Raw genomic sequence first — 7171 nt, forward strand, 5'->3', positions numbered from 1 at the left:
TAGCGGCGCTGTCGTTTACCCTGCCGCTCCTCTTCCGCCTGCCACTCTGGAACACATCTCCGCGCTACCGCTCCACCCACAGGCCAGCTAAAATCAGGCAATCAATCTCCGGAAAGCGACAAAACATCGTGAACGCTTACCGTTTTAGAAACGCGCCGACGGCCCCCTTCTCGGTCTGCCCTTCCGCAAGAAGCACAAACTTCACGCCATCGCCTCCAGCGTTCGCGAGCGGAAGAGTTCTCCAAGCAGATAATCCTGCAGCCAGTGGGCCAACACTTCAGGCGATACGTTCTTGATCTGCGTCTCCGAGTTGTTTGCCTCGACGACGGTTACCGTCGGATTGAAGCGGGTCAATGCATCCAGAAACGCAGCGGAATGCGTTGTAAAAACCACCTGGGTCCGCCGCGCCGCCTCGGCGGCAAACTCGGCAATAAAAGTCATCATCCGTGGGTGCAGGCCGGTTTCCGGTTCGTCGATGGCGATCAACGGCGGCGGATTTGGATTGGCTAGAATCGCCAGCAGATACAGATATCGCAGCGTGCCGTCCGACAAATCCGACGCGGGAACAGGATTGTCCAAACTCTTCCAACGGACCTTGAATTGAATCCGCTGATCGGCCGCGTTCGGGGAAAAAACCAGCTTCACGAACTCGTCGCCGAACGCCGCGAACATGGCATCGTTGATATCGCTTTCAAATGTCGAGTTGTCCGAGTAAAGCGTGTGTAGGACGGAAACGAGATTTGAACCGTCTGCGCTCACGATCGGCTCCCTACGCGATATTTCTGCTCGGCGAACCGCTGCGCGTGAGTCGGTTCGAAATTCTTGGTAGGTCGCCAATCTTGAAAAAAATCGTTCGAGTTCGCGTAAGTCCTGCAAACCTGTCATCGGGTGAACGGCCGCGGAAAGAAGAGTCTCCTCCCGATCAAGCTCGCTTAACGCAAGAGCGCGTACCTCCCGCCCTGTTCCATCCTTCAAAGATGCACTGCCCGGGTATCGTTCGATGAGTTGGATACCCAAACCACCAGTCGTCCGTTCAAGAAATTCCGGGGCAACAAAATAGTTGCTCGGATAATCCTCCCTCGTGATTCCGAACGTGTAGGTGTATCTAACTTCCTCCTCGCCACTGGGAGTAGCTTTTCCGACGGTGGTTACGTTAAACCCAATGAACCGCTCTGTCCCGCCCCACGCTAGAGATGCTAGCCCTCCCTGCCGCACAATGTTGTCCCCAGGGTTGCCAGACGCGGCAGAGCTCAGCAATTGGATCGCCCTAATCAAGTTCGATTTGCCGCCCGCGTTCGGGCCGATCAAAACGTTCAGGTCGCCCGGCTCCCAGGCCACATTACGCAGCGAACGGAAGTTCTCGATGTGGAGTTTCAAGAGCTTCATAACCATCACTCTACACCAGCAGCGGAACGCAATCTCTCGTCTTGAAACTACGGCCTACCCACAATTCCCTTGCTAGCGCTGCGGGCTCCCACGCGCTACACATCATCCTGCTCTTCCTCCGCCCTCTCCACGGCTCCGCGTGAGATGCTTCGTAATCTCACTTCGCAAACTTCGGAATCTCCGGCGTCGGGATATCCGCCACCAGCCGGGCGATGACGCTTTCGGAGTTCATCCCCTCGGCTTGCGCTTGAAAATTCGTGCTGATGCGATGCCGCAATACCGGGACGGCGATTTTTTGGACATCCGCCACGGCCACGGAAAATCTTCCCTCCATCGCCGCGAGGGCTTTGCCGCCTTGAATCAAAAACTGACCGGCCCGCGGACCGGCGCCCCAATCCACCAGCTCGCGAACATAGGCCGGCGATGAAGCGTCTTTCGGCCGCGTCGCCCGCACCAATTTCGCCACGTATTTCACGATATACTCGCTCACCGCCACCGAGCCCACCAGTTTCTGCAAATTCACGATCGCCCGGCCGGAAAGCACCTTGCGAACCTCGGGCTTTTCGTTGCGCGTCGTGGCGCTGAGAATCTGCTCCTCTTCGGCGGCGGTCGGATAATCGACTTTGATATTGAACATGAACCGGTCCAACTGCGCTTCCGGCAGCGGATAGGTGCCTTCCTGCTCGATCGGGTTTTGCGTGGCGATGGTGAAGAACGGCTCCGGCAACGTGTACGTCGTCTGGCCGACCGATACCTCGCGCTCTTGCATCGCTTGCAGCAAGGCGGCTTGCGTTTTCGGCGGGGTGCGATTGATTTCGTCGGCCAGCAAGATGTTGGTGAAAATCGGGCCTTCGACAAAGCGGAAATGCCGCCGCCCCGATTCGTCTTCTTCCAACACATTGGTGCCCGTGATGTCGGAGGGCATCAGGTCGGGCGTGAATTGAATGCGCTTGAAGCCAATGTCGAGAATGCGAGCCAGCGTGCTCACCATGAGCGTCTTGGCCAGCCCCGGCACCCCTTCCAACAGGCAATGGCCGCGGGTGAAAATGGCGGCGAAAAGCTGCTCGATCACGTCGCTTTGGCCGACGATGATCTTCTGCAATTCATCCTGCATCAATTGCCGGTGCTGGCTGAACTCCTGCAGGAAGTCTCCGAGACTACGGGGCTTAGTGGCCAACGCGAATCCTTGCGTGAAAGGAATGAATCGGGCAAACAGGCGCCAAACGAGCCCGAAGCGTTACGCTCGGCCGAAAAATAACTCTCCGCAGCCTCCGCTCCCCTTGCGGGAGAGGGCAGGCCGAGGGGTTCAAAAAACGAAAGGTATTTTTCGGCCGGGCCTTAGCCAGGCTGCGCCACGCGGCGCTTCATTCTCGCTAAACGCTTCGGGCTGGTCGGTACGGCGGCAAATCGCTGCTTACGTCGTACGGCGCTAAATAAACCTACCCTTCATCTTATAGCTTCTCCCCGCCGATGAGCAATGCGCCGCGTGTCACGTTGCCAGCCTAAGTGCAACTGCCTAAAATCTTTGTGGCGAACGCGAAACGACTCCCGCGCCGATGGCGGCTGGCCGGGCGGCGCCTTTGTCTTTTTCCAGATCTACCAATTGGCTCACGGAGAGCCCTCTTCATGCTGCGATTCAATCCGTCTTGGCCGCGATCCATTTCAAAGCTGATTTGTCCACTGCTTGTGGTCGCCATTGCGGTTGCGCCGCGAACGGCTCTTGCCGCTGGGGAAAACCCGTTGCCAGGGGCCCAGCAATCCGACGTCGATGCTCAGCAGGTCCGCCAGGCGATCCAAAAGGGCGTCGACTACCTCGAGCGCAAGGAAGACCTCGATAAGGATTTTGGCCATTGGCCCGATTATCCGCATTATATCGGCAGCACTACCTGTCTCTGCGCGATGGCCCTGCTCTACGCGGGAGTGCCGGCCAGCGATCCGCACGTCGCCAAGGCGGTTAGCTACCTGCGCACGCTCAATGCCGACAAGCTCGGCAAGACCTACACCGTTTCATTGCAAACGATGGTCTTCTGCCTTGCCGAGCCGAATCGCGATCTTCTGCTCATTCAACGGAACGTCAAATGGCTGGAAGAAACCCAAATCACCGACCGTGGCAATTCACACCGCGGCGGTTGGTCGTATCCCGGCTTGGGCAACGGCGACAATTCCAATAGCCAGTTTGCACTGCTGGCTCTCTACGAAGCCGAGCGCGTCGGTGTGCCCGTGAAAGATCAAACGTGGCGATTGGCGCTCGATTATTGGAAAGCGGCGCAGAATTTCGACGGATCTTTCGGCTACTACAATCTGACGAACAAGGGCGAAATCGGCACCGGCAGCATGACCTGTGCGGGGATCGCCTCGCTGGTGATCGCCTCCGGTCGCGTGGGCGCCGGCGAAGCCCAGGCCGACGGCGACCAAATCCATTGTTGCGGCAATCAGGAGGCCGACGATTCGGCTGAGCGCGTCGAACGGGCATTGCAATGGCTCGGCAAAGAATTCACCGTGCAGAACAACCCGCGCGGCCAGCAATCGTTGTGGCACTTCTATTTTCTCTACGGCGTCGAACGCATTGGCCGGCTTACGGCCCGGCGATTCATCGGCAATCACGATTGGTATCGCGAAGGGGCAGCGCTGCTGGTTAGCCCCGGCGAGCAACTAATCGGCGGAGAATGGCAGAATTCCGGAAGCAGCCTCGATCCCGAGCACGATCCGAACATCGCCACGAGTTTCGCGATCCTCTTCCTGGCCAAAGGCCGGAGGCCGATCTTGATGGCCAAGCTGAAGCACGGCCCAGACAACGATTGGAATCATCATCATAGCGACGTGGCGAATCTCACCAGCTACGTTGAAACGAAGTGGAGCCATGAGTTCCCGCTCGGTTTGTCGTGGCAAGTGATCGACCTCTCGAAAGCCAAGGTCGAAGATCTGCTGCAATCGCCGGTGCTGTATCTGAACGGCAGCGAGGTGCCGGATATCGACGATCGCCAGGGCCAGGTGCTGCGCGACTACATCGATCGAGGCGGATTCATTTTTGCCGAAGCCTGTTGCGCAGATGCCGAGGGGTTCGACCGCGGATTTCGAGCTTTGATGAAGCGGGTATTTCCGCCCGAGTATCAGCTCAAAGTCTTGCCGCCGGAGCATCCGATTTGGCATGCGGAAGAAACCGTGCCGGCCGAGCTGCAGCGCACGCTGATGGGAATCGACTACGGCTGCCGCACGAGCGTCGTGTATTGCCCGCCGCCGAAGCCGGGCGATCCGCCGGGCGGACTATCGTGTCTTTGGGAGCTCTCCGCCGGACACAACCGGCGATATTCGCCCGCCGTCGCGGCTCAAATCGATGCGGCCGATAAGATCGGCATCAACGTGCTGGCCTATGCCACGAATCGCGAACTGAAAACCAAAGATCAAAGCTTCAAGCCGAAGGCCGAAAAGAGCAGCGAAGACAATTTCGCCCGCGACAAGATCTACATTGCCAAGCTGCGGCATGCCGGGGGCTGCGATGCCGCTCCGGCGGCGCTGCCGCATTTGCTCGAGGCGGCCGCCAGCGAATTGCAGATCCGCGTCAGCACCGAGCAGCGGCTCATCGACATCACCGATCCATCGCTCTTCAAATATCATCTGGTGTTCATGCACGGCCGGCGATCGTTCCGCTTCACCGCGGCGGAGCGGGAGCAGTTGCGGAAGTTTATCGATCGCGGCGGCACGCTGATGGCCGATTCAATTTGTGCGAACCCCGAGTTCACCGCCGCCTTCCGCCGCGAAATGCAAGCGATTTTCGCCGACGATCCCGACGTAAAACCCAAGGGCCAGGGCCTGACGCCGATCGCCGGCAACGATCCGCTCTTCTCGCGCCAGTTCGGCGGCTACGATCTATCGAAGGTCACGCTGCGCGAGCCGCTCGGCATCGGCACGGAAGGCCGCGAATCGGCAAACGAGCGCAAGATCGAGCCGGAATTGGAGGGCCTGAAAATCGGCGACCGCTGGGGCGTGATTTTTTCCAAGTTCGACTTGAGCTGCGCCCTGGAAAAACACGATTCGCTGGAGTGCAAAGGCTACACCCGCGAAGACGCCGAACGAATCGGCCTGAATATTCTGCTCTATTCGCTGCACCAATGATTGGCCGTTGAATGGCTGGTGCTCGCCGGCGAAACCCATCCCATGCCAGCGCCCGCTCGACCGCATCCGCGACGGAGTCGCGGTCTAACCAGACCGCCGCTCCGCGGCGGAGGCGCCGCGCGAGGATCTCAAGACGAATGAGGGCTTCGAAAAATCCAGACCAGGTTTTGTCTCAAACACTAGCCCAAAGCGTAAGCGATGGAGCCCCGCAACGTTGCCACCCTCTCGCCGAATAACGGCAGAGCCGCGTGCGTGTCGGCTCGAGGCGTTAGCGAGCGCTATCCACCCACGGAGCGCGCCCTCGCTAACGCTTCGGGCCAGTGTGTGGATCGGCGCGTTTTAAGGCAAAGCCGACAACGTCTGACCGGCGCAGCAATCACTTGCTCCAAGCCCCGAGCGTGACTTCCTTTTCGATCGTTTGATTATCGCGGCTGATTTCGAGCTTCACTTTGTCGCCGGCATCGCAGGAGCCGATTTCCTTGGTGAGCGTGGCGAAATCGTTCACCGGACGGCCTTGGAATTTCAGGATCACGTCTTCGGGCATCAGGCCGCCCCGTTCGGCGGCCGAACCGGGCTGGACCATCGCGATTTTGCAGGTGCCGTTTTCGCCCATGATTCCGAGCTTGGCGTTGCTGCGCCGATCGACTCTCGTTGCCGGATGGGATTGGGCAAATTTTTCGCTTCCGGCAGCCGTCACCTTGGTGCCGAAAAGTTCCACAGCCGACAATCGCGACAGGCTCCGCAGTTCGGCAAGGTCCTCGTCGCTCATGGCCACGCCATGAACCGAGAGGTATTCCAAATTTGGCACGTGCTTCAGCAATCTCAGCCCCGCCGCGCCGCCGTGCCAATCGGCATCCAAGGTGATCTGCACGCCGTCGGGACTTCCAGTCAGCGGATTGCCGACGACCACGGTCCCGCCCAAGCGGCGAATTTCGGCCAGCGTGCGCTCTTGCCGCATTTGCTCGTAGTCGCCCAAAGCATCGGTGGCGACGCCCGCAGCCGCCATTGCCGCGGTGGAAGCATTTCGCACGGCGGCGATTTTGGTCAACGCCGTCGCTGCCGCGTCGGCGGTGTCGACATCGCTCGACTTCAACATTGCCGCCAAGATTTGCACGGCCCGGGTGGTCACTTCCAAATCGTCTTTTTGACTGGCGGCGACGACCGATGCGATCGCCGGCCGGCCGGCTTGGATGAGCGCGTCGCTGGCCGCCTCGCGAACCGTATAGCTATCGCTGCCGAGCTGGCCGACCCATTGCCCAATCGCCTGGGGCGAGGCGACAGCGCCCGTATCGAGCGCTTGGCCGCGCGAGGCATGCGCTTTCGTCGCTGGCGGTTGGGCCGCGAAAGCGCTCCCCGCAGCGCAGATTGCCGTAACGGCCAAAAAAGCAAACGCCAGTCGGAAGTTCATCGTGAATCTCATGTTCGATTCGCCTGCGAATCCATGAAGTTGCCGTCTTGCCCGAAATTCTAGTGCCCGAAATTATACCACGAACAATCGGTTGTTTCGCTAGGGGGATTTCCAAGCGGAACCGGCCAGCGAAGCCGCGAGCGCAGCGAAATCGCCGATTGCAAGCGGCTCGACCAGGCCACGGGACAAGAAAGCACTGTCATGGATGAGTTTGCGTTTTGATGATGCGCGCACGCTGAGCGCAACTACGTCAGGATAGTTTTT

Annotated in this window: 4 protein-coding genes; 1 reads left to right on the forward strand and 3 read right to left on the reverse strand. The window is 59.3% G+C overall.

The genetic code is table 11. The annotated features are described in order from the left end of the window. Window positions 1–201: 201 nt before the first annotated feature. A complete protein-coding gene (locus tag VHX65_09625; GenBank protein ID HEX3998796.1) occupies window positions 202–1386 on the reverse strand; it encodes an AAA family ATPase in 1185 nt (394 codons plus the stop codon). A 157-nt stretch (window positions 1387–1543) separates the two neighbouring features. After that, complete coding sequence (locus VHX65_09630) at window positions 1544–2500, reverse strand: MoxR family ATPase (protein HEX3998797.1); 957 nt, start codon at window positions 2498–2500, stop codon at window positions 1544–1546. A gap of 512 nt (window positions 2501–3012) precedes the next feature. On the opposite strand from VHX65_09630, the gene VHX65_09635 reads away from it, so the two are divergent. Further along, window positions 3013–5499, forward strand: a complete 2487-nt coding sequence (locus tag VHX65_09635; protein HEX3998798.1) for a DUF4159 domain-containing protein — start codon at window positions 3013–3015, stop codon at window positions 5497–5499. 376 nt (window positions 5500–5875) lie between these two features. On the opposite strand, the gene VHX65_09640 is transcribed toward VHX65_09635, so the two are convergent. Beyond that, entirely contained in the window at window positions 5876–6907 is a 1032-nt protein-coding gene (locus VHX65_09640; GenBank protein HEX3998799.1) for a PDZ domain-containing protein, read from the reverse strand. Between the last annotated feature and the right edge of the window lie 264 nt (window positions 6908–7171).

Source organism: Pirellulales bacterium (genome assembly GCA_036267355.1).
Classification (GTDB): domain Bacteria; phylum Planctomycetota; class Planctomycetia; order Pirellulales; family DATAWG01; genus DATAWG01.

What these genes read in the sequence shown, in the direction of transcription:
- VHX65_09625 (HEX3998796.1), bottom strand. Translation starts at nt 1,386, where the DNA reads ATGAAGCTCTTGAAACTCCACATCGAGAACTTCCGTTCGCTGCGTAAT.
- VHX65_09630 (HEX3998797.1), bottom strand. Translation starts at nt 2,500, where the DNA reads ATGCAGGATGAATTGCAGAAGATCATCGTCGGCCAAAGCGACGTGATC.
- VHX65_09635 (HEX3998798.1), top strand. Translation starts at nt 3,013, where the DNA reads ATGCTGCGATTCAATCCGTCTTGGCCGCGATCCATTTCAAAGCTGATT.
- VHX65_09640 (HEX3998799.1), bottom strand. Translation starts at nt 6,907, where the DNA reads ATGAACTTCCGACTGGCGTTTGCTTTTTTGGCCGTTACGGCAATCTGC.